We start from the raw sequence: 25880 nt of genomic DNA, 5'->3' as shown, positions 1-25880 counted from the left end.
GTTACGGAGGGGCGGGTGGGAGCGGGTGGCGCGGGTGGCTCAGGCGTCCGGGTCCGCTCTTGCCGGCCGGCAGGAGCGGACCCGGACGGGGCGGGACGCGTCGGGTCGGGTCGGGTCGGGTCGGGTCGGGATACGGGACGGAGTCCTTGTACGGGCGTTACGGGGCTATAGCGCCTGCTTTCGGCGCGTACCGAACGTGTCTCACGGACCGGCGTCGCTCGAACTCATGGTGTCACCAGTCCGGAAGGACCCTACGGGCCTCGCCGAGACCGCCGAACGGGACCTGGTCGAGGGCATCGACCAGGGCATCTACCAGGGCATCGACCGGGCCATCGACCACGTCACCGGCGAGGCCGACGGCGAGGTTGATGGCGAGGTTGACCGTGGCGGCGTCCAGGCCGCCCGAGTCGCTCATCTCCCTTAACCGGAGGGGACTCTGTCACAACCTCGTGACAAGCTCAGCCGATTCCGCAACAGCTGGGCGGTTGCGACGTGGATTGGCTTTGCAGACAGCAATGCGGTTGGCTTTGCAGACAGCAATGCGGGGTTGATAGACATGACACACCAGTGCGGGCTGTGGTTGTTCGAGCGGCCTGCTGTGAGAGGGGTGACGGGGGTGAACTCGTGAAGTTCGACATGGGTAACACGGCGTTGTCGGGACTGACGTCCCGGACGCGGGATTCGAGCGGCGACCTCGGCGGTCTGATCCGCCAGCTGATCGCGGCGGCGGCACCGTTGGAGGGCAAGTTCAACGGTTCGGGCAAGGTGGCCTTCGACCGGTTCAAGGAGCACTCGGACGAGGTGACGGCCGCGCTGAACGGGTCGTTGCAGGCGATCTTGGGTGGTCAGTCCGGGATGGACTCCTCGTTCGGTCAGGGTGACCACGAGTCGGCGGACAACGCCAAGCAGCAGATGGCGGCGGCGAACTTCGACGCGGCCCGTTTCTCGGGCCGTTAGACGAACAGGGGGTAGTGGCATGGCTGGTGGCGGTACGGATCGGCGGAGTTACGACATCGGCGCCTCGACCGAGGTGCAGGGCTCGTTGGGCGGCATCCTCTCGCGGTTGGAGACGGTGCTCGGGGAGCGTGAGGCGGCGGTGAAGGCGGCGATGGCCGACTTCCAAGCCGACGGCGTGTCGGACGAGTACCACGGCAAGGAGCAGCGCTGGGACAAGGCTGCCGCCGAGGTGCGTTCGATCATCGCGTTGTTGCGCTCCACGATGGAGAAGAACGACGGGACGGCGCATCAGACGCTGGCCCGGGCGAAGGCCGCGGTCGACGCGATCGGCTGACGTCCGAAGGCAAGGGAAGACGTTCTACGTAAACGGGGGGCATCGTGTCCAAGTGGGACATCAAGCCGGATGGTGTTCGTGAGGTCCTGAACAAGACCGCGGAGGCCGGCGGGAAGTTCGAGGAGGAGTTCACGTCGTACGGCGAGGGCTTGGTGGGCTCCGCGACGTCGGCGGGCACGATGGTCCTGGGTGGGACGGAGATCCCCGAGGGGGGCGCGTTCGGTCCGGTGGCGCAGGCGTTGCAGGAGTTTCAGCAGCGCACGGAGAACGACGTGAAGTTCCTTCCGGTTCGGACGGGCAAGTCGATCACCGGGGCGCGGTTGGCCACGCAGGAGTACCTCAAGGGTGACCTGGAGATGGCGAAGAACAAGCAGGAGGAGTACTCCAAGGCTCCTACTCCGGAAGAGATGAAGGGCCCCAAGAAGTGATCGATCTGGGGAAGATACCGACCTTCACGGGCAATCTGGAGACGTTGGAGACGCATGCGGCGTCGTTGAAGACGACCGCGTCGGGCATCCGGGGTACGGGCAAGGACGTCCACAACGCGTTCCAGGCGTTGGATCCGGTCTATGACGCCCCGGAGCAGGGGGAGTTGCTCAATTCGACGATTCCTGTGCGGGACAAGGCGGACGAGTTCGCCAAGAAACTGGAGTCCGTCAGTGGCGCGTTGAGCAGTTTCGCGACGTCGGCTCGTCCGCTGGTGAACCGGATGAAGCAGCTTCGCACGGACGCGGCGAAGTTCGTCGCGGACAACAAGGACGACGACGACTGGCAGCAGGACCAGCACAAGATCGACGAGAACGCGCGTCTGGTGCGTGAGGTCGGCACGACGTGGGTGGCGTTCCAGGGTGTCGAGCGGGATGCCGCCAACAAGATCACGTCGTTGGTGGGCGGCACGCATTTCGTCGTCGACGACGGTTCCCACAAGGCCGGCATGTACGGCTTCAGCGAAAGCGACGTCAAGGACGCCAAGGAAACGCCCTGGGGCACGGTCGACGAGCGTGAGTACACCGGTCTGAAGGCCGCGTGGGAGTGGACGAAGGACAATGTCGGCGGTGCGCTGAAGGGCTTCTTCGTCGACGGTGTCTGGGGCACCCTCAAGGGCCTCGGCAGCATGATCAACGTGTTCGACTGGGACAACTTCAAGAAGACCTGGTCGAGCATCGGTGACGTCTTCGGCGGCGTCAGCGCCTACCTCATGACCCCCTACGACTGGGCCATGGACAAGATGTTCGGCCCGGTCGACCACAGCGACACCGACAAGCAGAAGGCCGCCCTGCGCAACTTCGGGAAGTCGCTGGTCGCGTGGGACCAGTGGGGCGAGCATCCCTCGCAGGCGTTCGGGACGGTGTTGTTCAACGGCCTGACCCTCGGCTCGGGATCGCTGCTCAAGCTCGGCAAGGCCGGAAAGCTGGGCCTGGGCGCGGAGGCCGCGACCGTGCTGGGCAAGGCGGGCGCACTCGTCGACCCGATGAGCTACCTCGGCAAGGCCGCGGGCGTCACCAAGCTCAAGGTCGGCGACTTCATGGAGGGCTTCAAGGCCAGCCGGGCCGGCGTCGACGACATGGCCCGCTCCATGCCCACCGGCGAGGTACCCGCGACGCCCGCCCACACCGGCGACACGCCCTCGACCCCCGCGCACGCGGGCGATCAGACGCCCCCCGGGCGCGAGTACGAGGACGCCAACGGCAACAAGCGCGTCATCGGCCACGACGGCAGCATCCGGGACGAGCACGGCAACGTCCGACCTGCCCAACCACCACGAACCCGCCCCCGTCCCCGCCCCCGTCAAGGAGCGGGTCCTCGAAGGCGCCGGGGGTCCGAGCCACGTCGAGAACGGCACGGGCCACCCGACGGGGGGCGTCGATACGCACGGCACGCCGCACATGGGCGGAACGACCACCCACCCCGTCGGTGGTACCGCCGGCCACACCCCGGGCGGCACCGCCGGCCACACCCCGGGCGGCACCGCCGGCCACACGGCGCACAACAGCCACACCCCGGCGGGTGGCGGTGGATCGGGGGGCCACGGCGGGACCGACAACACCGCGACGGGCGGCGGCGCCTCCGGCCACGGCGACACCACGACCACGGGTGGCGACGGCCACGGTGGCGATTCGGGCACTCCCCATCAGGGTGACGGCGGTGGCCACGACGCGTCGGGCGGTTCCGATGGCGGCGGCCAGGGCGACGCACCTGATGCTTCGCCCGGTGGTGCCGGGGACCAGACCATGGACCCCAAGGTGGTCGATGAACGCATCAAGGAGTTGGACGACCAGCAGGGCGGCGAGGGTCACGCGCCAGGCCGCCACCTCCACCCTGATGAGAAGGCCCTGACGGACCGGCTCGGCACGGTGGCCCGCGACAGCAACGGGGCGCCGAAGATGTACGGGCCGAACTCGGGCTATCCGGGGCTGGTCAAGTCCGAGAACAACATCGACCCGTTGACCGGCACCACGGTGGATGGTGTGAGCGGCGGTGCGCACCGAGTCGGCGCGTTCGCGACGCGTTTCGACAATGCGGAAGACATGGTGCGTGCAGATGCCTACTTCCGCGACCAGATGTCACGCACCGGACATGAAGCGGTCGAAACGTCCATCGAAGACGTACTCGGGCCCGGGTCCGAGGAAAGGTTCACCGGCTACTATCGTGACCCGGCCAACCTGAACGAATTCAAGCCGGTGGACTTCGAAGGTGGAACCATCCTGCCTGTTTATCGTGCACTTCCCAATGGCGGGTACCGTCTCCACACCATGTTCGCCAACCCGGTGCGCGGCCGCCACCCGTAAAGAAGGATGCCAATGGACCCGCTTTTCAAGAATTTCCTCAAGGTGAACCTGGATCTTGAGCGGGGGTATGAAACAGACAACGGCCTGAAGCTCACTTTGCACAGCTTCAGTGATTCCTACGTGGAATTGGTTCGCACGGGCTTCGAGCAGATGCTCTCGGACGAATCCTTCGGGCCGGACGAATACGAGCGGCTGACTGACATCGAGTTCCCCGACAGGGAAACCCTGCGCTCATACCTTCAAGCCATGTACGACCACCTGTTCAACGATGCACCCGAGCAGCCGATGCCGCCGGGCTGAAGGCGCGCGGCACCTCGACTCCCGAGTGCCTGCCGGAGGTCGGCGACGGGGGTGCGCGAAGGTCTCGTGAGGTACTGGATCGCGCTGAACGGAAAGGACCTTCGCCATGCCGATGCGCGCCGCGAGAGTGCGCCGCGTGGTTCCCGTGGGTCGCTGAGCGAGGCGGGCAGGTACAGGTGGTTCCTCCGCGTCGCCCGCCGCGGTAGACCCTGCCACGATGCGCCCGCCGGGACGTGGCCGTGGGGTTCGGCGGGCAGCGAATTCAAGGAAACAGGGACGAGTTCATGCACGGCTATCGTGAATTGCTCGGCACGGATTTCGACGGCCTGCCGACGGACGACATCGACGACGTGATCCACGACGCGTTCGAAAGTTCTCGTCACCGGGCCCGCGTCCCCGGGCTCGTCGCCTTGATGAACGATTCCGGCGCGCCCGAGATCGAGCGGTTCCTTGCCTGTGTGGTGCTGGTGAACCGGGGTGAGGGGCGGGATACGAGAGGGTGATCAGCGCCGCCGCGGATCCCGGGAACGTTCCCTGGTACGGGTTCTCGATCGACCGGAAGTTCTCGGTGGACAGCACCTTCTCGCAGCCGGCGGTGGCTGTGGACGGCAGCCGTCGGCTCGTTGAGGAAAAGGGGACGGCAGCATGGCGTGAGCGAGCCTTCCGCGCTCTCGTGCGGCCGGCCGACAGCCAGTACTTCGAGGACAGACTCGGTGAACTGATCGACAGCGCCACTGTCGGAGCCGCTCTGGCCGACATCCAGGATGTCGTGGGACGTGGTGTGCGTTCCCTGGCCGAGGGGGAGAAGCAAGAGACGGCGTCCGGCTGATCGGGCAATGATGGCGAAGGATTACGACAGTCAGCTGCTGGAGTCGGTGTCGGTACGGCGTCGACGCATGCGGGACGCCCTGCTCTTCGGAGCCGGGCGGGCCCGCCGTACGGCGGACGAGAGGCTCGGGAAGACATTCGCGGGACTCGCCGTCGCGGCGGTGTTGTGTGCCGGTTGTGTGGGGTGGTCGTTCATCCAGCACACCCTGGCCCAACAGAAAGCGCAGCAGAAACAGCAGCGACAGCAACAGCAGCGCTATGCCCCGAAGGCGACTCCGTCACCGTCGGTGTCGCCTTCGTCGTCCTCCGTACATGCGAATACGACGCATCATCCCAAAGGAACACACGAAATGACGGAGCCGGCCCAGTGATAGGTTCTGCCGCGTGGTAAACGTGGGGGAAAAGCAGCGCACGGAATTGAGCAGGATCACTCTCGTCGGCGATCGTCGGAGAGTGGATCTGGTGCTCCCCTCGAATGAGCCCATCGGACGGCTTCTGCCCGATGTCCTGCGGCTGTTGGACGACAGGGTGGGCGAGCGGCCGGCCGCCCGGCATCTGATCAATGCAGAGGGAACGGTTCTGCCGCAGGACGGGACGCTGGCCGAGGCCGCCGTGCCCGACGGCGCCGTGTTGCGGCTCGTCCGCGTGCACGACGCCCCCTCCGCCCCCGTCGTGCACGACGTCACCGACGAGCTCGCCGAGGACCTGGACGTACGCGCGTGGCGCTGGCGGCCCGAGGCCCGGCGGTGGACCGCGGGCGTGGCGACGATCGCGCCGGCCGTGACGGCCGGCGTGCTCGCGCGCGACGGTCTCGGCACGGCCGAGGTGGCGGCTCCCCTCGCGGTTCTGGCCGTGATCGTGGCGGCCGTCGGCGCGGTCGCCGCGCGGATCGGCACGCGGGCCGGTACGCGAGCCGCCACCCGGGCGGCTCAGAACGGCCGGGACGGTCGGCCCGCCCCGGCGGGACAGGCCGACCGGTCAGGTCAGGCAGGACGCGCGGAGCAGGCGGGTCAGGCGGGCCGCGACCTCGGCGGCACCCTCATGCTGACCGGTGGCGCCCTCGGCGTGCTCGCCGCGTGGACCGCCGCCGACGCCCACGCCTGGGGCGGGCCCGCGCGGCTCGCCGCCGTGGCCGGCGCGCTCGCCGTGACGCTCACGCTCGCCGGGCTGTTCTCGCGGCTCGGCAAGGGCGGCCTGATCGGCGCCGGAGCCGTCGTCGTCACCACCGGGGCGTGGGAGGCCGTCGCGGCGCTCCAGGCCGATCCGGCGCGCGTCGGATCCGTCATGGCCCTCGTGTCGGTCGTCGTCCTCGGCCTGCTGCCCCGCCTCGCGCTGATGGCCGCCGGGCTCACCGGACTCGACGACCGCCGCTCGGGCGGCGCGTCCGTCAGCCGCCACGAGGTCGACACCGCCCTCGCCGCCACCCACCGCGGGCTGGTCCTGGCCACCGTCGCCGTCGCCGCGTCCGCCGCGGCCGGCGGGCTGCTGGCCGTCACCGCCCCCTCGTGGTGGACGGTCCTCCTCGCGTCCCTCACCGTCGTCGTGCTGCTCTCCCGCTCGCGCGCCTTCCCCCTGATCGCCGAGGTCGTCACGCTGCTGGCCGCCGCCCTGGTGCTGCTCGTATCCCTCGTGGTGCTGTGGATCGACCACGTCCCCGGCGCCCCGTACGGGCCACTGGCCGCGCTCTGCGGGGTGGCGCTCGTGCCGCTCGCCGTGCTGGCGGTCCGGCTGCCGGAACACGTCGGCGTCCGGCTGCGGCGTGCCGTCGACCTCGTCGAGACGATCGGCGTGATCGCACTGTTCCCGCTCGTGGTCGGGGTCTTCGGCGTCTACGCACGTCTGCTCCACCAGTTCTGAGTTCCAGGAGAGACCGCATGTCCCAGGACGACTGGCAGGGCGACGTACTGCGCGACCTGCGCAACCTCAACGGCGGCTCCGACGCACCTGGCCGGCCCGGGAAGCCGACCGGCGGGCCCCCGGCCGCGTCCGCGTCCCCCGACACGCCCCCCCCCGCCGAGCCGCCGAACCAGGCCGAGGCACCGGGCCGGGACGAGCCGCCGGGCCGGGACGCCGCCGCCCAGGCCCTCCCGACACCCGCCCCCGCCCCCGCGCCCGCCCCCCGGCCGCTGCCCACGCCCGTCACCATGGAGCTGCCGCTCCCCGACGAGTTGGTCAGGGGCAAGCCGCTCAGCGGGGACTCCGCCACGAGGCGGACCTCCCGCTCGCTGCGCCGGCTCGTCGGCTCCTCGGCCACCCGCGAGGTGGAGGAGGCGACCCGCGTCGCGCAGGCGCTTCAGCAGCCGCTCACCACGGGCCGGCAGATCGTCGTCACCAGCATCCGCGGCGGCGCGGGCAAGACCACCGTCGCCGCGCTGCTCGGCCGCACCTTCGCGCACTACCGTCAGGATCCGGTGCTGATGCTGGAGGCCGACCCGGCACTGGGTACCCTCCCGGCCCGGCTCGGCGTCACCAAGGTGCGCTGGACGACGAGCGACGTCGCGCAGCTCATCGACCCGTCGATGCAACTCACCGACGTCGTCGGCTATCTCGTCCAGTTGCCCGATCGGGGTTGGCTGCTGCCCGGCAGCCAGGGTCGGGTGGGCAACCGGCTGGAACTGGCCGAGTACCGCTCGGTGATGGTCGCGTTGCGCCGCTACTTCGGGATCACCGTCGTGGACTGCGACACCCTCCCGAGCGAGTTGTCCCGTACCGCCCTGTCTGCGGCGCAGGCGCGGGTGCTGGTCACCCCGGCCACCGTCGAGGGCGTCACCACCACCCGATCGGTGCTGGACTGGATGGTCTCGTTGTCGCGACCGAGGATGCTGGAGGGAACGGTGGTCGTCGTCGCCGCGTCGTCCCCCCACATGACGCTCGACGTGGCCGCGGCGCGTGAACACCTGCAACTGGGCGGCGTGAAGGTCCTGATGCTCCCGTACGACCGGCACCTCGCCGCCGGCGGCCCGATCCGCACCGACCTGCTCGGCCAGGTCACGCGCGAGGCCGTCACCGAGCTCGCCGCCGAAGTCCTCACCCGAGCCATGAGCAGGCGAAGCAACCGATGAGCACCCGCATGGTCCACCGCCCCGCCCGCACCACCCGGCCGCTGCCCGTCCCCGGGGCGCGCACGATCGAGCCGCCGCCCAATCTGCCCGAGGGCAGGACGGGCGGCGCGCTGCACACCCTCATGCCCATCGCCGGCGTGATGAGTTCCGTCGTGATGATGACGATGGTGCGCAACAGCCAGTTCGCGGGCATCGGCGCGATCGTGCTGCTCGTCACCGTCATCGGTTCGGTCGGCATGCTGCTGTCGCAGCGGGGCAAGGCCCAGCGCACCCGGCGCCAGCAGCGCGAGCGCTATCTGGAGTACCTGGAGGAGCTGCGCGAGGAGCTGGGCGCCGAGGAGCGCGAGCGCCGCGAGACGGCGCGGGTCCTCGATCCGCCGCCCGAGGCGCTCTACGACATCGTGCGCGACCCCGCCCGGCTGTGGGAGCGGCGGCGCCTCGACGGCGACTTCCTGCGCGTGCGCGTGGGCACCGGGCGGATGCCGGTGCGCCCCCTGGACGTCGGTGAGCAGGGCGGCAGCGTCCTCACCCCGCCCGACCGGTTCATGCTCAATGAGGCCGGCGCGCTGAGGAAACGATTCTCTACAGCAACCGACCTGCCCCTGACCGTCCCCCTGGACCGCGCCGGCAACGTCAGCGTCGTCGGCGACCGCGAGGGCGTCCTGCGCGTCGTACGCGCCCTGCTCACCCAGACCGCCGTCGCCCACGCGCCCGACGACGTCGCGCTCGCGCTCGCCTGCCCCGGCGACCGCATGAGCGACTGGGCGTGGGTCAAGTGGCTGCCGCACACCCTCGACCCCGACGAGCACGACGGGCCCGTCAGCGCCCGCCGCATCGCCCCCGCGCCGGCGCAGCTCGCCCGGCTGATGAACCGGGACCTGCGTGCCCGCGCCTCCTACGCCGCCGAGGTGCGCCGCGGCCTGTCCGGCAAGGACGCCCTGGAGATGACCGGGCGACTGCTGGTCGTCAGTGACGGGTACGGCGAGGACGCGCGGGAACTGCCCCGCCCCGACGACGCCGTGACCCTGCGGGACATGGGCGTCACCGTGCTGCACCTGGTGGCCGACCGGGTGCAGGAGCCCGGCCAGGTGTCCCTGCGCATCACCGTCGACGGCGACCGGGTCCACATCGAGGACCTGCGTCCCGCCGAGCCCGTCACCGCCCACGGCACCGCCGACCCGGCCACCGCCGCCGGCGCCGAGGGCGTCGCCCGCCTGCTGGCCCCGCTGCGGCTGTCCGCCGAGTCCCTCGTCGACGCCCCGCTCTCCGGCCCCGTCGACTTCACCGAGATGCTCGGCGTCGAGGACCCGGCCTCCCTGGACGTCCACGAGCTGTGGCGACCTCGCGGCGAACGCGCCTTCCTGCGCGTACCGATCGGCATCAGCGACTCCCGCCAACCGGTCCTGCTCGACCTGAAGGAGTCCTCCGAGCTGGGCATGGGCCCGCACGGCCTGTGCGTCGGCGCCACCGGCTCCGGCAAGAGCGAACTGCTGCGCACCCTGGTGCTGGCGCTGGTCGCCTCGCATCCGCCGGAGGACCTCGCCATGGTCCTCGTCGACTACAAGGGCGGCGCCACCTTCGCCCCCTTCGCCGACCTGCCGCACGTCGCCGGCGTGATCACGAACCTGGAGAACCAGGCCGGTCTCGTCGAGCGCGTCCATTCCTCCCTCGCCGGCGAGGTACAGCGCCGCCAGCAGGTCCTCAAGGACGCCGGCAACATCGCCGACATCGGGCACTACGCCGCCCTGCGCGAGACCCGCCCCGACCTGGACCCGCTGCCGCACCTCTTCGTCGTCATCGACGAGTTCGGCGAACTCCTCACCGCCAAACCCGACTTCATCGACCTGTTCCTGTCCATCGGCCGCATCGGCCGCTCCATCGGCGTGCACCTGCTGCTCTCCAGCCAGCGCATCGAGGGCGGCAAGCTCAAGGGCCTGGACACCTACCTGTCCTACCGGCTGGGCCTGCGCACCTTCTCCGCCGACGAGTCCCGCACGGTCCTCGACACCACCGACGCCTTCCACCTGCCGCCCATCCCCGGCTTCGGCTACCTCAAGGTCGACACCAGCGCCTACGAGCGTTTCAAGGCCGGCTTCGTCTCCGGGCCCTACCACGGGCCGGTCGCCCGGAACGTCGAGGACGAGGGCCCCGCCGTCCACCTCTACCCGGAGTACAACACCCTCGGCGAGCCCGAGGCGGCACCGTCCGGCGAGGACCGGCCGGCCATGCGCAACCGCAACCCCGGACCCACCGTCATGTCCGTCGTCGTCGACCAGCTCCGGCACGCCGCCCGGCCCACCCGTGCCATCTGGCTGCCGCCGCTGCCCCGGGCCATCGCCCTGGACACCTCGGCCGGTCCCCTGCGGACCGGGGAGCGCGGCGTACAACTGGCCGTCCGGCCGGGCCCGCTCAAGGTGCCGCTCGGTCTCCTCGACGACCCGGCCAGGCAGTGGCAGGGGCAGTGGGTCCTCGACCTCACCGTCGGCGGCGGCCACGCGGCCGTCATCGGCGGCCCCCAGTCCGGCAAGACCACCCTGCTGCGCACCCTGGCGCTGTCCCTGGCCATGACGCACACGCCGCGCGAGGTCGGCATCTACGGACTCGACCTCATCGGCGGCGGCCTCGCCGCGCTGTCCGGGCTCCCGCACGTCGGCGGGATCGCCGGCCGCGCCGACCGCGAACGCGCCGCCCGTACCGTCGAAGAGGTGCGCGGCATGCTCGCCGCCCGCGAGGAACTCTTCCGCGAGCACGGCATCGACTCCGTCGAGCGGCTGCGCGAACTGCGCGCCGAGGGCCGGCTCCCCGAGCTGTCCTCGACCGAGATCGTGCTCCTCATCGACGGCTTCGGCGCCCTGCGCGACGACTTCGACGAGATCGAGGACGCGGTCACCGACCTGCTCAAGCGCGGTGGCGGCTACGGCATCCACGTCGTCGCGGGCATGCTGCGCTGGAACGACGTCCGCATCGCCACCCAGTCCCTGTTCGGGACCCGCGTCGAGCTGCGCCTGAACGACCCCGGCGACTCCAGCATCGACCGCAAGCTCGCCGAGACCCTGGCCCCGGACGAGAAGGGTCGCGTCCTGACCGACGGCAAGCTCTTCGCCCAGGCGGCGCTGCCCCGCATCGACTCCCTCGCCTCGACCTCCGAGCTGGGCCCGGCCGTCGAACAGGCGGCCATGGTGGTCCGCTCGTCCTGGTCCGGCGACGGCGCCCAGCGGGTCAGGGTGCTGCCCTCCCGCATCCCGGTCGCCGCCCTGCCGTCCGTGACGACCGAACCCAACCGGGTGCCGCTCGGTCTGGACCAGACGGCCCTCGCGCCCGTCCTGCTCGACCTGTTCAAGCGGGACCAGCACCTGATGATCCTGGGCGACAGCGAGTGCGGGAAGACCAACCTGCTGCGCCTGGTCACCCAGGGCCTCATGGAGCGCTACTCCGACGAGGAGATCGTCTTCGCGGTGATGGACCCCCGCCGGGGCCTGCGCAAGCTGGTGCCCGAGGAGTACCGCGGCGGTTACGCCCACAACTCCCGTCTGTGCGGCGCCTTGGCGACCGGTATCGCCACCGAGTTGGAGAAGCGGATGCCCGACGACCTCGCCTCCCAGGACGCCCTGGTGTCCGGCACCTGGTACTCGGGCCCGCGCATCGTCATCCTCATCGACGACTACGACATCCTCACCACCGGCGGCCAGCAACCGCTCGCGCCGTTCATGCCGTTCATCCCCTCCGCACAGGACATCGGCCTGCACTTCGTCGTCACCCGCAGGGTGGCGGGAGCGTCGCGGGCGCTGTACGAGCCGTTCCTGATGACGCTCCGGGAGAGCGGTACCTCGGCGGTCGTCATGACCGGCGACCGGCAGGAGGGGCAACTCTTCCCCGGCGTGTACGCGAGCACCCAGCCGCCCGGGCGCGGCACGCTCGTCCGCCGCGGCGAGGCCACCCGGCTGATCCAGACGGCACTCGCCGGCGCGGACGGCGACACCGAGACCACAGCCGACCGCGCATGACCAGGGGGAACACCGCATGACCAAAGACGTGATCGCGCTCACCGAGCGCATGCCGGACGCGCTGGCCGTCCTTGCGGGCCTCCTCGCGGGCGGCCCGGACCTGCGGGTCGAGACCGCCGGCGAGGGCGCCGTGGTCCAGTTGTGCGACGCCGAGGGACGGCCGCTCGTCTCGATCGAGGCGCCGCTGCTGCTCCAGGTGCCGGGCGAGGCGGCCCGGCTGCTGGGGCCCGACGCCGAGCCGGCCGGCGACGGCCCGGCGTGGTGGATCGAGGCGCGCGCCACCACGGGCGTGCCGCAGGCCGAGCAGCTCGCGGGTGCCTTCGCGGCCCGTCTGACCATGCTCCTGGGCGGCCGGGTATGGCCGCCGGACGCCCCCGGCACCGTCGGCGCCGCCAGCCCGGTCGACGTCTCGGGCGTGACGGCCGTACCGCTCCCGGCCGCCGCCCAGCCGGCCGTCGACATGCTCACCGACGAGGCCGCCGTCGTCCTCCAGGACCGCCCGGTCGTCCCCATGACGAGCTGGCTCTCCGAGGCGCTGCGGGCCACCGTGGAGAGCGACCGGTCCCTGCAGATCGTCACCCCGCCGCACTGCCGCCTCTCCCTGCCCACCCGCCTGCTGCTGCAGTCCACGCCCTCGCGCTGGGTGGTGCAGGACGAGCGCTGCGGCTACTACGACGGGCTGACCGGCGCGGTACTGCACTGGCAGGACGGCGCCTTCTCCCCGGACCGGGACGAGAACGGTGAGACCGCGGTGGCGGACACCTTCGCGGAGGCGGGGCCCACCGGGGAGCGTCAGCTCGTCCTCTCCTTCCGCACCCTGCACCAGCCGGAGGCGGACCTCGTTCTCGGCGGCGCGCTGGAAGCCGCCTGGCAGGCGCTGACCGGCGGTCCGCCGGCCGGTTGGGGAACCTCGGAGCCGGCCGGTCTGGCCTGGTCGCGGCGCCAACTGACCGACCTGGCGTACGCGCGCGCCCCCCGCCCCACCTGGACGGTGGTCGTCGGCACCCCGGACCGGCCCGCCGTCGCCACCCTGCGCGTGATCCGCACCCCGGAGGGGGTCGAGGAGGACGTCACCCTCACCGTGGGCTTCGGCTCGGAGGAGAAGCCGCCGCTGGAGGCCCTGCCGGGGCTGGCCGGCGAGCTGGTGACCCGGCACGGGTTGAAGACCATGATGTGCCAACTCCGGGCGGCGCGGCGGGACCTGAGTGCCCCGCCCCGCTTCGAGCGCCCGCCGCTGCCGTACGCCTTCGTGCTGGGCCCCGCGGAGGTACGGGAGGCGGGGCGTGACGTCGCGAGCAGGACGCCGCTGAGGGAACGTCCGGTACAGCTCGGCTCGAACGCCCGGCCGGGCTACTACTACCCGCTGGGCGACGGCGAGAGCGCCGAGAGCTGGACCGCCCTGGAGCAGCTCGTGCGCCACCTGCGCGGGGCGCCGCCCGCCTGAGGGCCGCGGGCACCCGCGCGCGGGCCCGCCCGGTTCCTTCCGGGCGGATCCGCTCTTCGTGGTACCGGCCACCATGATGTTGGTACGCCGGTACCATGAAATCGGGGCGGGCCCCTCACCGACCGGGGCCTCATCGCCGACCGGGCCCCTCACCGACCGGGCGGAGACACCACGACATGCCGAAGCGCGTGGACCACGAGGAACGGCGGGCGCAGATCGCCGAGGCACTCGTCCGGGTCGCCGGACGGCGCGGACTGCACGCGGTCGGGATGCGCGACGTCGCAGCCGAGGCCGGCGTGTCCCTGCGCCTGGTCCAGTACTACTTCGAGACCAAGGAGAAGCTGCTCCTCTACGGCCTCCAGCACCTGACCGAACGCTTCACGGCGCGCGTCGCCGCCCGACTCGCCGCCGCGGGCCCGACCCCCGGGCCGCGCGCGACCGTCGAGGCACTGCTCCTGGCATCGCTGCCCACCGACGAGGAGAGCCGCACCTTCCACCTCCTCTACAGCTCCTACGCGATCCTGTCCGTGACCGACGAGGCGCTGGCCGCCCAGCCGTTCATCGACAACCCCGACGCCGCCGAGAACGCCGTGACCGGGCTGCTCGAACAGGCCCGGGAAGCCGGCCTGGCCGACCCCGACGTGGACGCGCGCACCGAGGCGATCAGCCTGCTCGCCATGACGGCGACCATGGGGACGAGCATCCTCGTGGGACAGCGGTCACCCGAGTCGGCCATCGGGGTGCTGCGCCACCACCTGGACCGGATCTTCACGAAGCCCGCGGACGGGAACCCGACGGGCGGATGACCGGGCGGATCGGCCGTATCGGTCGGCCGTGTCGGATCGGCCGTGTCGGATCGGCCGTGTCGGATCGGCCGTGTCGGACGGCCGTGTCGGATCGGCCGTGTCGGCGACGACCGGAGCGCGCCTACGTGTCGAACTCGCCGACCCGACTGCGGTTCAGGAGCTGGACCGGCAGGTAGTCCGAGACCACGTCGATGGGGAAGCCGCCGTCGAAGGCGAGGCAGGCCATGGCCAGCGGGCCGATCGCCCACAGGCCGGTGACGTGGAAGTCGCGCTCCTCCTGGTCCCAGTACTTCCTGTGCTGTTCGAGCGCGTGGACCAGCGCGGCGTTGAAACCGTCGTGGTCGCGCTTGACGAACCGGTAGAAGAGGTTGATCGGCGGATAGGAGAGCTGCTGGAGCCACTCCCGGGGCGCGATCCGTACCGCGTCGGGGTGGGACTGTCGGAATGCCAGGGTCAGTTCCTCCACCATGTCGGCCTGCCGGTTCGTCCAGTACGCCTGGAGCGCCCCGACCCAGTGGTACAGGTACTCGTCGTGCATGGCCCCGGCCGCGCGGAGCCTGTCCATCGGGATCGCGCACAACTCGGTGATGCGTTCCCGGTCACGGCAGATGACCGCGTAGTAGAAGGCGTCCAGCCAGTTCGGCGCACTCGCGAACTTCTTGGGGCCCATGGCCGGAAGTCGCCGTACCTCATGGTGTATTCGGCAATCGACGGTCCCCTCACCGGCGCCGGTGAGCCGGAAGACCGCGGAGCCCACCTGCGCCGCGTTGACCACCGCTTCCCAGGTGTCGATGGACCCGCCGGTCGGATCCACGGCCGAGCGGGCCCACACGGCGAGTCGAACGGAATCCCACAGCGCGTCGAGCATCCGAGTGGAACGGTCCAGGGCTTCGATCTGCTTGATCGCGGAGGCCATCAGCCGCTCCGCGTACTCCCCGTCACGGGGTTCCGGGGTGCCGTGGCGCTCGACCGTGGTGGTCACTCGTTCTCCCTGGTGTCGCCTCACGTGGGGAATTCGCCGAGCCAGGAGCGGTGCAGCAGGTGGTGGGGCAGGTAGCCCGACTCCACCCGGACCGGCATCCCCGCGTCGAGGGCGAGGCACGCCAGGGCCAACGGGCCCAGGGCGAGATGACCACCCGGCTTCTCGGATCGCCCCTCGGCGGTCCAGTACGCCCTGTGCAGCTCCAGCGCCCGCACCAGCGCCTCGTTGAAACCGTTGACGTCCCCTGTGACGAACAGGCCGAACAGGTGGATCGGCGGAGCCAGCACCCCCTCCAGCAGATCCCGCGGCACCCGCACCGCGACATCGGGCGAGGACGTCTCCATCGCGCGGGTCAACCGCTCCACCAGGCCGGGCCCCCGGAGCCCGAACGTCCGCAGTGCGTCGACCCAGTGCGAGAGGTACTCCTCGAACCCGACGGCGATCAGCCGGTCGAGCGGGAATCGACACAGCTCGGCGATCCGCGCCTGATCCCGGCACACCACCGCGAGCCAGAACGTGTCGAGCCACGTCCCCAGATTCGAGGCGGCCTCGTCGCTCCCGGCCGGCAGCGTACGTACCTGACGGTTGATCAGGCACGGTACGGACCCTTCACCCGTGGACGCGGTCGCGGTCGCGAACACGGCCGACCCCGACTGAAGGGCGTTCACAGCCGCCTCCCAGGTCTCCACCCTCGCCGCACGCGGATCGACGGTGCAGCGGGCCGCGAGAAGCCTCAGCGCACTGTCGAAGACGCGCCCGAGCGAGTGCGGGTACCGCTCCAGTTCGTCGATGTCCTCCGTGAGGTACTCACCGAGCGATGCGACCCACTCCTCCTCCGCGACCCCCGCCGTGACATGACTGCCGACAACCACCGTCACCGAAGGGTCCCCCTCACGAACGGGTCGGCTCGGGCGACTTCGTCGCCGACGGCGATGTGCGGGTCTTGGACGGGCGGGGGGACTTCGACGGGGTCGCCGACCCGGCCGGGGTCCCGGACTTCGAGGGCTTCGGGGACCGCGGCCCGGACGCGGGCGCGGTGGCATGCCCGGTGGCGTGCCCGGACGCCGCCTTGGAGACCGTCTTCGACGGGGCCGAGGGCCGCGAGGGGGCCGGGGTCGCCGACGGCTGCGCGTACGGCTGCACGAGGCCCTGTTGTCGCTGCCTCTGCTGTTCCTGTTCGGCCTTCTGCTTCGCCAGCGTGGACTGGATGAAGGACCATCCGACGCATCCCGCGCACAGGACGGCCGCGATGGCCATCCCCGCGAACACCTTGCCGAGCCGTTCGTCCGCGGTGCGTCTCGTCCGCCCCGCCCCGAACAGCAGCGCGTCGCGCATCCTGCGCCGGCGCACCGCCACCGATTCCAGCAGCTGGCTGTCGTAGTCCCGTGCCATGTGTCGCCCGTCGCCTCCCCCGCTGTTCTGCCTGTGCAACATAGAACATCTGTCGGGTACGGGCACACCCCGGGGCTCCGCGCGCACCCGCCCGGATCAGGGCGGGGACAGGCGGGCGACCAGTTCGGCCAGCTCCACGCAGGCCTGCTCGATCTTGCGGCGGATGTTCTGCTGCTCGGTGACCATGGCCGACAGGAGGAGGGCCGTCAGGGCGGCCGAGCCGTTGAGGGCCATCAGGTTGGCCATGATCTCGAAGAGGCTGTGGTCCTCGAAGGGGCCCGCCCGGTCGGTGGCCGCCGCGATGGCCACGACGGAGATCAGCAGCGAGCAGGGCGCCGCTCCCGGCAGCTGGAAGCGGACGGCGGCCCAGATCAGCAGCGGGAACACCAGGAACAGCAGGGAGAGCGAGCTGTGGGTGACCAGCAGGGTGGCCGCCACCGCCGTGACCGCCAGTGCCGCCCCCTCGGCGACCCGGTAGAGGTCCGAGGTCAGTCGGAACCGGGGCAGGACCAGCAGCAGCGGGGTCACGACCAACACGCCCATCGCGTCACCGGCCCACCAGGACCACCAGACCGGCCAGAACCCGCTCGCCGGCAGGCTGCCGCTCAGCGCCAGCACTCCGGCGCCGATCGTGGCACTGATCAGCATCGGCAGCAGCCCGCCGAGGAAGACCAGCGCCAGGCCGTCCCGCAACCGGTCCATCTCGGTCCGGAAGCCGACCCGGCGGAGCATCGCGTACGCGCACAGCGGCGCGAGGGTGTTCCCCGCAACGATGGCGAGGCCGACCGGCTCGAACGGGCCCAGGGTCTGCATGACGCAGAACGTGCCCAGCGCGATCCCCGGCCAGATCCGGGGCCCCAGCCACAGCAGCGCCGCGACCGCGATCCCGGTGGGCAGCCACAGGGGCGTGACCTGGGCGCCCGCGAGGACCACGCGCTGGAGCAGGCCGATGCGTCCGCCCAGGTAATAGGCGAGGGCGACGGCGAGGATCGACAGCAGCAGGTACGGGAGGCCTCGGCGTTGCCATCGCTCGGTGTGCACCCCATGTATGAGACAACGGCCGGCGGCTCCCGGCGGCGCCTGACACGCGCTACTCGGCCCCCGGTGGTGCGTCGTGGCGCAGGACGAGGACCGCCGCGTCGTCGGCGTGGCCGGTCGAGTCGGCCACTTTCATCACCTCGGCGGCCAACTCCTCGGGGTCCGCGCCCGCCCCGTCCCGGACCACCCGGACCACCTCCGCCAGGCCCGTCTCGATGGGGAACGAGGGCCCCTCGACGACCCCGTCGGTGAGCAGTACGTAGGCGCCCGGCCGGCGCAGCCGCCGTCGGGTGACGGGGTAGGCGGAGCCGGCGAGGACGCCCAGCGGGAGGCCGCCCTCGTCCTCGTCCGTCCCGCAGTCGCCGTCGACCGTGGCCCAGACCGCCGGGACGTGCCCGGCGCGGGCGCCGTCGATCTCCCAGGTGCTCGGGTCGAAGCGCAGGAAGGTGCAGGTGGCGAAGAGCTCCTGGTTGACCGAGATCAGCAGGTCATTGGCCCGGCTGAGCACGTCGCCGGGGTCCTCGGCGGCCGCGGCGACGGCGCGCAGGGCGATGCGGATCTGCCCCATGAAGGCCGCCGCTTCCACGTCGTGGCCCTGTACGTCGCCGATGGAGAAGCCGAGCGAGCCGTCGGTCAGCGGGAAGCCGTCGTACCAGTCGCCGCCGATGTCCAGGCCCTGCCGGGCGGGCGCGTACCGGGCGGCGGTCCGCAGTCCGGGGGCGTCGGGCAGCGAGGGCGGCAGCATCTCGCGTTGCAGCGCCTCGGCCAGCTGTACCCGGGCCCGCTGGAGCTCGGCGCCTTCCCGGGCCTGGGCCGTGAGTCGACCCAGGGTGGCCAGGAGGTCGTCGGCGCTCGCCTGCCGAGGGGCACGACGCGGGGCCATGGGCGTCTGGACCTCTCTCCGTGGGACGACCGAGCGGTACGCCCATCGTATTTGCGCGTCCCGATCCCCGCCCGGGGACACGGTGCGGTTGCCGCCGGGCCCGGGAGCGGGTATCCGCGCGGTTGCCGCCCCGCGGCGGGTGGGGGACGGCGCTACGCGGCGGCGGCCGCCGGCGCGAGGGCGGTCGCCAGGGCTTCCCGCGACGGGTTGCCCGTGAGGGTGACCCCGTCCGGGAACCGCAGGTACGGGATGCCCGGCAGGGCCTCGGCGCGGACCGCGGCCAGCGCCGCCCGGACCGCGTCGGCTCCCTCGTCGCTCCAGGTGACGCCCGCGTCGGCGGCGAGGCGGCGCAGGACGGCGGGGTCGGCGATGTTCAGGCCGTCGGTGTGGTGGGCGCGGAAGAGCCGCTCGACGGCGGCCTCGGCCCGGCCCTGCGCGGCGGCGACCGCGATCAGGCGGTGTGCCTCGAAGGTGTGGGAGAAGACGGCTCCGTCGTGGTGGAACTCCAGGCCCTCGGCGGCGGCCAGTGCCGTGATCCGGGCCATCGCGGGGGCGACGTCGGCGCCGAACGCCCGCCGCAGCACCTCCGTCTTCGGTTCGCCCTCGACGGTGGCCTCGGGCGCCAACTGGTAGGGGCGGAAGACCAGGTCGACCGTGCCGCCGGCGGCACGGACCCGGGCGGCCTCGCGGGTGAGGCGGGCGAAGGCGAAGTAGGACCAGACGCAGGGGATGTCGAGGGTGAATTCGATCTTCATCGGGGGCCTCCGCGTACGGTGGGTGGTCGAGCTGACGGCTCGACGGTAGGAGCACCGGGACGGCCCGGGCATCTGTCGGGTGACGGGGATCCGAGGGGGACGTTCGATGCTGCTGGGCCGGGGTGCGGAACGGGCCGTCGTCGAAGGGCTGCTGGCCGGGGCACGCGACGGCCGCAGCGGGGTGCTCGTGGTGCGGGGCGAGGCCGGCATCGGGAAGACGGCCCTGCTGGACGGTGTGCTCGCCGAGGCGGGCGACGACGTACGGGTGTTGCGCGGGACCGGGATCGAGTTCGAGAGCGCCCTGCCGTACGCGGGACTGCACCTGCTGCTGCGTTCCGTGCACGACCGGGTGGACGCGCTCCCGGGCGCGCAGGCCGCCGCGCTGCGGACGGCCCTGGGGACCGGGGAGGCCGCTCCGGGCGGCGGCGACCGGTTCCTGGTCGGGCTCGCGGTACTGACGCTGCTGGCCGAACTGGCCGAGGAGCGCCCGCTGTTCTGCCTGGTCGACGATGCCCAGTGGCTGGACCAGGCGTCCGCCGAGGCCCTGGTGTTCGCCGCCCGGAGGCTGCACGCCGAACGGATCGCCCTGGTGTTCTGCGTGCGGGACCCGCACACGCCCGAGTTCCGGCCGGCCGGGCTCGACGAGCTGCGGCTGCGGCGCCTCGACGGGGCGACCGCCGCCGACCTGTTGGCCCTGTACGCCGCCGACCTCGGGCACCACGAGCGGCAGGACGTCCTGCGGGAGGCCGAGGGGAACCCGCTCGCACTGCTGGAGCTGACCACGGCGCGGCGCGAGGGGCACGGGTCCCCGTACGAGGGTCCGCGCGGCCGGATCGAGCAGAGCTTCGCCACCCGCATCGCCGCGCTGCCCGAGTCGACCGGGACGCTGCTGCTGGTGGCGGCCGCGGCCGACGAGCACGACACCGGGACGGTCTTCGAGGCCGCCGGCCGGCTGGGCGCGGGAATCGCCGACCTGGCGCCCGCCGAGCGGCACGGTCTGGTGCGGCTCGACGGGACCCGGCTGGTCTTCCGGCACCCCCTGATCCGGTCGGCGGCGTACCGGGCCGTCCCCGCGGCCCACCGGCTCGCCGCGCACCGCGCCCTGGCGGAGGCCGGCGAGGGCCACCGGGCGGCCTGGCACCTGGCCGCGGCGGCGACGGCCCCCGACGAGGAGGTCGCCGCGGCCCTGGAGCGCGGCGGCGAGCAGGTCCGCGCGCGGGGCGGGCACGCCGCGCTGGCCGGGGTGTACGAGCGGGCCGCGGAACTGAGCCCGGACCCCGCCGAGCGCGGGCGCCGGCTCGGCGCGGCGGCCCAGGCGGCCCTGCACGCGGGCCAGTTGGACCGGGCGTGCGCGCTCGCGGCGACCGCCCGCGTCGCACCGGGCGGTGCGGCGGCGAACGCCCGGCTCGCGTCGATCGTCGCGGAGATCGCCGACGAGCGGGGCGACCTGGCGCGGGCGCACACCCTGCTGGTGGAGGCGGCGCCGGCGGTGGCCGCCGAGGACCCGGTGGGCTCGGGGCGGATGCTGTTCCTCGCCGTGGGCAGCGCGTGGGTCGGCGGGGACCCGGAGGGCGTGGCGCGGGCGACCGAGGCGGCGACGGTGGCCGGTGTGCCGAACCTGGCGGAGATCCGGGCGCTGGCCCGGCTGTCGTCGCCGGACGCGGAGGTCCGCACGGACGCGCTGCGGTTCCTGCGCGACTCCTCGGCCCGTCCCGCGGGGGAACTCGGCGACCTGCGGGAGGCGTTGCGTTCCGCGTGCTGGCCCGGGTTCCTGGGCGATCACCGGGCGGCCTTCGAGCGGGCCTCCGCCGTCGAGCGGGAGTGCCGGGCGCAGGGCGCGATCGGGGTGCTGCCGCGCGCCCTGCTGGAGGTGTGCCAGGCCCAACTGCGGCTCGGGCTGCACCGGGACGCGCTGGCCGGCGGTACGGAGGGGCTGCGGATCGCCGCCGACACGGGGCAGGCCCGGACGGCCGCGCAGCTCGCGGGAACGCTCGCCGGCCTGGCGGCGGCCCGGGGCGACGAGGCCTGGTTCCGGGAGCTGGCGGACACCGCCGGGGCCGTCGATCTGCCCGACGTACGCCACCGGTTGGCGTCGGCGGGCATCCTGCTCGATCTGGGGCTCGGCCGGCACGAGGCGGCCGCGGACCGGGCCGCCGCGGCGCCCGCCGGCGCGGCGTGCACGTGTTGCGGCCGGGACGGCGACGAGGTGGAGGCGGCCCTGCGGGCGGGTCGGCCGCGCGCGGCCGTGGCGGCGTGGGAGCGGCTGCGGGACCTGTCCCGGCAGCTGGACCGGCCCGGGATCCGCGCGGTGGAGGTACGGTGCGAGGCCCTGCTGGCCGAGGACGCCGAGGAGCTGTTCCGGCGTGCCCTGGCCCTGCACGGCGAAGGGGACACGGACCGCTTCGAGGAGGCCCGGACGGCTCTGCTGTACGGGGAGTGGCTGCGCCGGGTGCGGCGCCCGGTCGACTCCCGGGGGCCGCTGCGGGCGGCCCGGGAGGCCTTCACGCGGCTGGGCGCGACCCCTTGGGAGCGGCGCGCCGCCGGGGAGCTTCGCGCGGCGGGCGAGGGCCGGTCGGAGCAGCCTGCCGCCGGGTCCGACCTGGACCGCCTGACGCCCCAGGAGTTGCAGGTGGTGCGGCTCGCGGCGACCGGTCTGACCAACCGGGACATCGGGGCCCAGTTGTTCCTCAGTCCACGGACGGTCGGGTACCACTTGTACAACGCGTACCCGAAGCTGGGCGTGGCCTCGCGGATGGAGCTGACCCGGCTGGACCTGGCGGTCTGAAAAGGCCCGGCGGGGAGCGGGGTCCGGTGCGCGGATCCCGCTCCCCGCCGGCGCGGGACGCGCCCCCGTCACGATCCCGGTCATCGGAACCCGGTCACTCGACAGAGGACCCGTCGCCCCGCCCGCTCGTAGGTTCGGGGCATGGAAAACACCCTGCGTCTCGCCCTCGTCATCGGCTCCACCCGCGAAGGCCGCTTCGGCCCCACCGTCGCGGACTGGTTCGCCCCGATCGCCCGCCGGCACGCCGACTTCGACCTGGACGTCATCGACGTCGCCGCGCTGGAGCTGCCCGACGCCCATCCCGACTGGGGCACCGAGCCCACACCCGGGCTGGCCGCGCTGCGGGCCCGGGTCGAGGCGGCCGACGCCTACATCGTCCTCACCCCCGAGTACAACCACAGCTACCCCGCCCACCTGAAGCACTTCATCGACCTGCACCACTCCGAGTGGCGGGCCAAGCCGGTCGGCTTCGTGTCGTACGGCGGTCAGGCCGGCGGGCTGCGCGCCGTCGAGCACCTGCGGCAGATCTTCGCCGAACTGCACTGCGTGACCGTCCGGGACGTCGTCAGCTTCCACTCGGCCTGGGACCACTTCGGCGAGGGCGGTCGGGCCGACGACCCGGCGGGCGCGGCCGGCGCGGCCAAGGTCCTGCTCGACCAGCTCGCCTGGTGGGGGCTGACCCTGCGCGAGGGCCGCGCGGCCCGCCCGTACGGCAACTGACCTCAGAGGAAAGAGAACTGACGGTTGGTCGGTTCGGCGGGGCGTCACCGCCGGGCGATGGCGCCCGCCGACAACCGACCGCGGCTCACCGACGGAACGGAAGGAACCACCGATGACCACCACCGCACTGGCCGCCCCCCGGCGGACCGTGACTCCCGCCCCCTCCCCGCTCGCCATCGCCATGGTGGTGGTCCTCGGCTCGTTCATGACGGTGCTCGACACCACCATCCTCGGCGTGGCCCTGGGGGGTCTCTCGCGCCACTTCGTGTCCCCGCTCGCCACCGTGCAGTGGACGGCCACCGCCTACACCCTCGCGCTCGCCACCGTCATCCCGCTCACCGCCTGGGCGGCGGCCCGCTTCGGCACGAAGCGGCTCTACGTCACCTCCATCGCCCTGTTCACGGCCGGTTCGGCCCTTGCCGGGCTCGCCTGGAACATCGAGACCCTGATCGCGTTCCGGGTCCTCCAGGGCCTCGGCGGCGGCATGGTGATGCCGCTCGGGATGGCCATCGTGCTGAACGCCGCCTCCCCCGAACGCAAGGGCCGGATGATGGGCCTCCTCGGCCTTCCCGTGCTGGTGGGGCCGCTGGTCGGACCGGTGCTCGGAGGGTGGCTCGTGGACGAGGCCTCCTGGCGGTGGATCTTCTTCGTCAACGTGCCGGTCGGGTTCCTCGCGGTGGCCCTGGCCGCGCGGATCCTGCCCCGGGACACCACCCGTGCGTCCCGCCCGCTCGACGTCGTCGGCCTGCTGACGCTCTCCCCGGGCCTCGCCGCGCTGATCTACGGCCTGGCCACGGGCGGCGAGCGCGGTGACTTCGCCTCGCCCGTCGCGCTCGTGCCGACCGTCGTCGGCGCGGTGCTGGTGGCGGCCTTCGTCGTACGGGCACTGAAGGCCCGTACGCCCCTGCTGGACCTGCGGCTCCTGCGGGTGCGGGCCTTCTCGGCCGGTGTGGGCACGATGGCGCTGTTCGCGGGGGCCTACTTCGGGGCGCTGATGCTGGTGCCCATGTACTACCAGCTCGTACGCGGCGAAAGCGCCACGGTGTCGGGGCTGTTGGGCATCCCGCAGGTGCTGGCGACCGGCATCGCCCTGCAGATCGCGAGCCGGCTCACCGACCGGGTCCCGGCGGGGCGGATCGTGCCGGTCGGGGTGTCGCTGGCGGTGCTCGGTTACGCGGCCTTCACCGCCCAGATCGGCGACGCCGAGGTCCCGTACTGGCGGCTGATGGCCGCGTTGACGGTGGCCGGCGCGGGCGTCGGAATGACGATGATGCCGACCATCACCGGCGCGACCCGCGGGTTCGGCCCCGACCGGGTGCCGGCCGCGAGCACCCTGCTCAACATCAACTCGCAGATCTCCGGGTCGATCGGCATGGCGCTGTTCTCGGTGCTGCTGACCACGGCCGCGGCCGGCAGCGGCGGACTGGCCGGCGCCCGCGGCGCGTCGGCCCCCGCGCTCGCCGGCGCCTTCCAGGACACCTACCTGTGGGTGGTCGTCGCGCTGGCCGCCGCCCTGGTACCGGCGCTCCTCCAGCCCCGCACCAGCGCGTGACCGCACGCCCGGTCACGGGAATCGGGCCCCGCGTCCGGGGCGCGCCGGATCGACCGGCGGCCCCCGGACGCGGGGCTCTCGGCCGCGCGGGCCGCCCGGTTCGAGGGCCGTCGACCGCACGTCAGGGCGTCCGCGCCGCGAGGAAGGCCCGCTGGTCGTCGAGGAGCCCCGGGGGGAAGAGTTCCCTCGGGGCGAACAGTGCCGTCAGCGGCAGCCGCCACGAGGACCGTTCGACGGGGGTGCGGACCAGGGAGTGGGTGGCCCCCGGGTAGCGGCGGACCGTGAGGGTGCCCGGGGCGAGCGACTCCCGGTACACGGCCTCGGTCTCGGCGCCGTCGACGTTCAGGTCGTCGGCGCCGGAGATCAGCAGCACGGGCACGTGCGGCATCGCCCGCAGGTCGGCGGTCGCGTCGGCCGTGTGGTTGCGTCCGATGAACGTCCAGCGGTCGGGCGACAGTTGCGGATCGGCGGCGGGGCTCGCGCGGTACTCCTCGTAGGTCGCGCCGCGCCGCAGCAGCGCGCCGACCGTCTCCCTGCGGCGCAGGGCGTCCGCGACCCGCTCCGGGCCGGCGCCCGCGTGGCGCAGCTCCGCGCGCAGGTTGTACTCCCCTTGGCGCTCCCAGTTCACGGCGGTGCCGACGGCCATCACGAAGCGGACGCCGGGTGCCGGGGCCCGCGCGGCCACCTTGGGCAGGACCCAGCCGGCCTGGCTGGCGCCCCAGAGTCCGATCCGGGCCCGGTCGATCTCGGGTCGCCGGCCCGCCCAGGCGAGGGCGTCGAGGCTCTCGCGGGCCCGGTCGTCCATGGTCTGGTCGAGCCAGTCGGTGGGCTTGTCGAGGGAGAGGGAGGCGTAGCCGGCGCGGGCGAAGGCCTCCCAGTAGGGGCGGTAGAAGCCGTCGTGCGTGGCGTCGACCTCGCCGTCGCCGTGCACGAACACGACCAGGGGGAAGGGCCCTTGGCCGGTGGTGGGGGTGGCGAGCACCCCGGACAGCTCGTGTCCCGCGGCGGGGACGGTGACCTGTTGTTCGCGCAGGTCGTAGTCGTTCTGCCAGACGACGACCCCGGTGAGGAGGAGCGCGCCGACGAGGGCGAGGAGGAGGAGATCGCGGATGGTGCGTCGTGTGGTGCGTCGTGTGCGGGACATGCCGGTACCCCCGTGTGAGGTCCGCGTCGATCGGGAACAGGAACGCGGAACCGGTGGAACTATCGAATCTGAAACGATCGTAGCCGCCGTGAACGTATTATGCTT

Annotated in this window: 25 protein-coding genes; 17 read left to right on the top strand and 8 right to left on the bottom strand. The window is 72.5% G+C overall.

Annotated features, from left to right (window positions below; all coding sequences use genetic code 11):
* Positions 1-232: 232 nt before the first annotated feature.
* Complete coding sequence (locus tag ADK55_RS03120; protein ID WP_053675745.1) at positions 233-415, bottom strand: hypothetical protein; 183 nt, start codon at positions 413-415, stop codon at positions 233-235.
* Between the two features lie 209 nt (positions 416-624).
* On the opposite strand from ADK55_RS03120, the gene ADK55_RS03115 reads away from it, so the two are divergent.
* The 14 genes from ADK55_RS03115 (at position 625) to ADK55_RS03060 (ending at position 14524) form a co-directional block, all read left to right on the top strand.
* The gene (locus tag ADK55_RS03115; RefSeq protein WP_053675743.1) at positions 625-957 is read left to right on the top strand and encodes a hypothetical protein; all 333 of its coding nucleotides are present in this window, start codon (positions 625-627) and stop codon (positions 955-957) included.
* 19 nt (positions 958-976) lie between these two features.
* A complete protein-coding gene (locus tag ADK55_RS03110; RefSeq protein ID WP_053675741.1) occupies positions 977-1291 on the top strand; it encodes a pore-forming ESAT-6 family protein in 315 nt (104 codons plus the stop codon).
* Between the two features lie 44 nt (positions 1292-1335).
* Entirely contained in the window at positions 1336-1719 is a 384-nt protein-coding gene (locus ADK55_RS03105) for a DUF6507 family protein (RefSeq protein ID WP_053675739.1), read from the top strand.
* Complete coding sequence (locus ADK55_RS03100; protein WP_053675738.1) at positions 1716-3431, top strand: hypothetical protein; 1716 nt, start codon at positions 1716-1718, stop codon at positions 3429-3431. Before ADK55_RS03105 ends, ADK55_RS03100 begins: the two co-directional genes overlap by 4 nt.
* A gap of 91 nt (positions 3432-3522) precedes the next feature.
* Positions 3523-4080 carry a hypothetical protein gene (locus ADK55_RS39035; RefSeq protein WP_053675736.1) on the top strand — a complete coding sequence of 186 codons (558 nt, stop codon included), beginning with the start codon at positions 3523-3525 and terminating at the stop codon, positions 4078-4080.
* A 12-nt stretch (positions 4081-4092) separates the two neighbouring features.
* The gene (locus ADK55_RS03090) at positions 4093-4380 is read left to right on the top strand and encodes a hypothetical protein (protein WP_053675734.1); all 288 of its coding nucleotides are present in this window, start codon (positions 4093-4095) and stop codon (positions 4378-4380) included.
* Positions 4381-4664: 284 nt separating this feature from the next.
* Positions 4665-4883, top strand: a complete 219-nt coding sequence (locus tag ADK55_RS39030; protein ID WP_199826426.1) for a hypothetical protein — start codon at positions 4665-4667, stop codon at positions 4881-4883.
* Entirely contained in the window at positions 4880-5209 is a 330-nt protein-coding gene (locus ADK55_RS03085; protein WP_199826425.1) for a hypothetical protein, read from the top strand. The genes ADK55_RS39030 and ADK55_RS03085 overlap by 4 nt, the downstream gene beginning before the upstream one ends.
* Positions 5210-5216: 7 nt before the next feature.
* Positions 5217-5579 (top strand): hypothetical protein, encoded by a 363-nt coding sequence (locus tag ADK55_RS35795; RefSeq protein WP_078998403.1) that lies wholly within the window; start codon positions 5217-5219, stop codon positions 5577-5579.
* A 13-nt stretch (positions 5580-5592) separates the two neighbouring features.
* Entirely contained in the window at positions 5593-7065 is a 1473-nt protein-coding gene (locus tag ADK55_RS03080) for an EsaB/YukD family protein (RefSeq protein ID WP_063839426.1), read from the top strand.
* Positions 7066-7082: 17 nt separating this feature from the next.
* Positions 7083-8270, top strand: coding sequence for a MinD/ParA family ATP-binding protein (locus ADK55_RS03075; protein ID WP_053675730.1), 1188 nt, complete (start codon positions 7083-7085; stop codon positions 8268-8270).
* Positions 8267-12274 carry a type VII secretion protein EccCa gene (gene eccCa, locus ADK55_RS03070; protein ID WP_053675728.1) on the top strand — a complete coding sequence of 1336 codons (4008 nt, stop codon included), beginning with the start codon at positions 8267-8269 and terminating at the stop codon, positions 12272-12274. The genes ADK55_RS03075 and eccCa overlap by 4 nt, the downstream gene beginning before the upstream one ends.
* Positions 12275-12290: 16 nt before the next feature.
* On the top strand, positions 12291-13718 hold the full coding sequence (locus ADK55_RS03065; protein ID WP_053675726.1) for a DUF6177 family protein: 1428 nt from the start codon (positions 12291-12293) through the stop codon (positions 13716-13718).
* Positions 13719-13894: 176 nt separating this feature from the next.
* Positions 13895-14524, top strand: coding sequence for a TetR/AcrR family transcriptional regulator (locus ADK55_RS03060; protein ID WP_053675724.1), 630 nt, complete (start codon positions 13895-13897; stop codon positions 14522-14524).
* A gap of 121 nt (positions 14525-14645) precedes the next feature.
* On the opposite strand, the gene ADK55_RS03055 is transcribed toward ADK55_RS03060, so the two are convergent.
* The 6 genes from ADK55_RS03055 to ADK55_RS03030 all read right to left on the bottom strand — a co-directional run bounded on the left by ADK55_RS03055 (position 14646) and on the right by ADK55_RS03030 (position 19574).
* Entirely contained in the window at positions 14646-15506 is an 861-nt protein-coding gene (locus tag ADK55_RS03055) for an immunity 49 family protein (RefSeq protein ID WP_053675722.1), read from the bottom strand.
* A gap of 20 nt (positions 15507-15526) precedes the next feature.
* A complete protein-coding gene (locus ADK55_RS03050) occupies positions 15527-16384 on the bottom strand; it encodes an immunity 49 family protein (RefSeq protein ID WP_053675720.1) in 858 nt (285 codons plus the stop codon).
* A 13-nt stretch (positions 16385-16397) separates the two neighbouring features.
* Complete coding sequence (locus ADK55_RS40645) at positions 16398-16898, bottom strand: hypothetical protein (protein WP_323178886.1); 501 nt, start codon at positions 16896-16898, stop codon at positions 16398-16400.
* Positions 16899-16994: 96 nt separating this feature from the next.
* Positions 16995-17939 carry an MASE1 domain-containing protein gene (locus tag ADK55_RS03040; protein WP_053675719.1) on the bottom strand — a complete coding sequence of 315 codons (945 nt, stop codon included), beginning with the start codon at positions 17937-17939 and terminating at the stop codon, positions 16995-16997.
* A gap of 49 nt (positions 17940-17988) precedes the next feature.
* A complete protein-coding gene (locus tag ADK55_RS03035) occupies positions 17989-18819 on the bottom strand; it encodes a PP2C family protein-serine/threonine phosphatase (RefSeq protein ID WP_053675717.1) in 831 nt (276 codons plus the stop codon).
* Between the two features lie 152 nt (positions 18820-18971).
* Complete coding sequence (locus ADK55_RS03030) at positions 18972-19574, bottom strand: DsbA family oxidoreductase (protein WP_053675715.1); 603 nt, start codon at positions 19572-19574, stop codon at positions 18972-18974.
* Between the two features lie 106 nt (positions 19575-19680).
* Here ADK55_RS03030 and ADK55_RS03025 point away from each other — a divergent pair, with 106 nt between their 5' ends.
* From ADK55_RS03025 to ADK55_RS03015, 3 genes are all read left to right on the top strand, one after another.
* Positions 19681-22359, top strand: coding sequence for a helix-turn-helix transcriptional regulator (locus tag ADK55_RS03025; protein ID WP_053675713.1), 2679 nt, complete (start codon positions 19681-19683; stop codon positions 22357-22359).
* A 141-nt stretch (positions 22360-22500) separates the two neighbouring features.
* Entirely contained in the window at positions 22501-23079 is a 579-nt protein-coding gene (locus tag ADK55_RS03020) for an NADPH-dependent FMN reductase (RefSeq protein ID WP_053675711.1), read from the top strand.
* A gap of 112 nt (positions 23080-23191) precedes the next feature.
* Positions 23192-24631, top strand: coding sequence for a DHA2 family efflux MFS transporter permease subunit (locus tag ADK55_RS03015; protein WP_053675709.1), 1440 nt, complete (start codon positions 23192-23194; stop codon positions 24629-24631).
* Between the two features lie 121 nt (positions 24632-24752).
* Here the strand turns inward: ADK55_RS03015 and ADK55_RS03010 are convergent, their stop codons facing one another.
* Complete coding sequence (locus ADK55_RS03010; RefSeq protein WP_053675707.1) at positions 24753-25775, bottom strand: alpha/beta hydrolase family protein; 1023 nt, start codon at positions 25773-25775, stop codon at positions 24753-24755.
* Between the last annotated feature and the right edge of the window lie 105 nt (positions 25776-25880).

Source organism: Streptomyces sp. WM4235 (assembly GCF_001279725.1).
In the GTDB taxonomy this organism is placed as follows: domain Bacteria; phylum Actinomycetota; class Actinomycetes; order Streptomycetales; family Streptomycetaceae; genus Streptomyces.
This window is presented reverse-complemented; position numbering and strand designations above follow the sequence as displayed.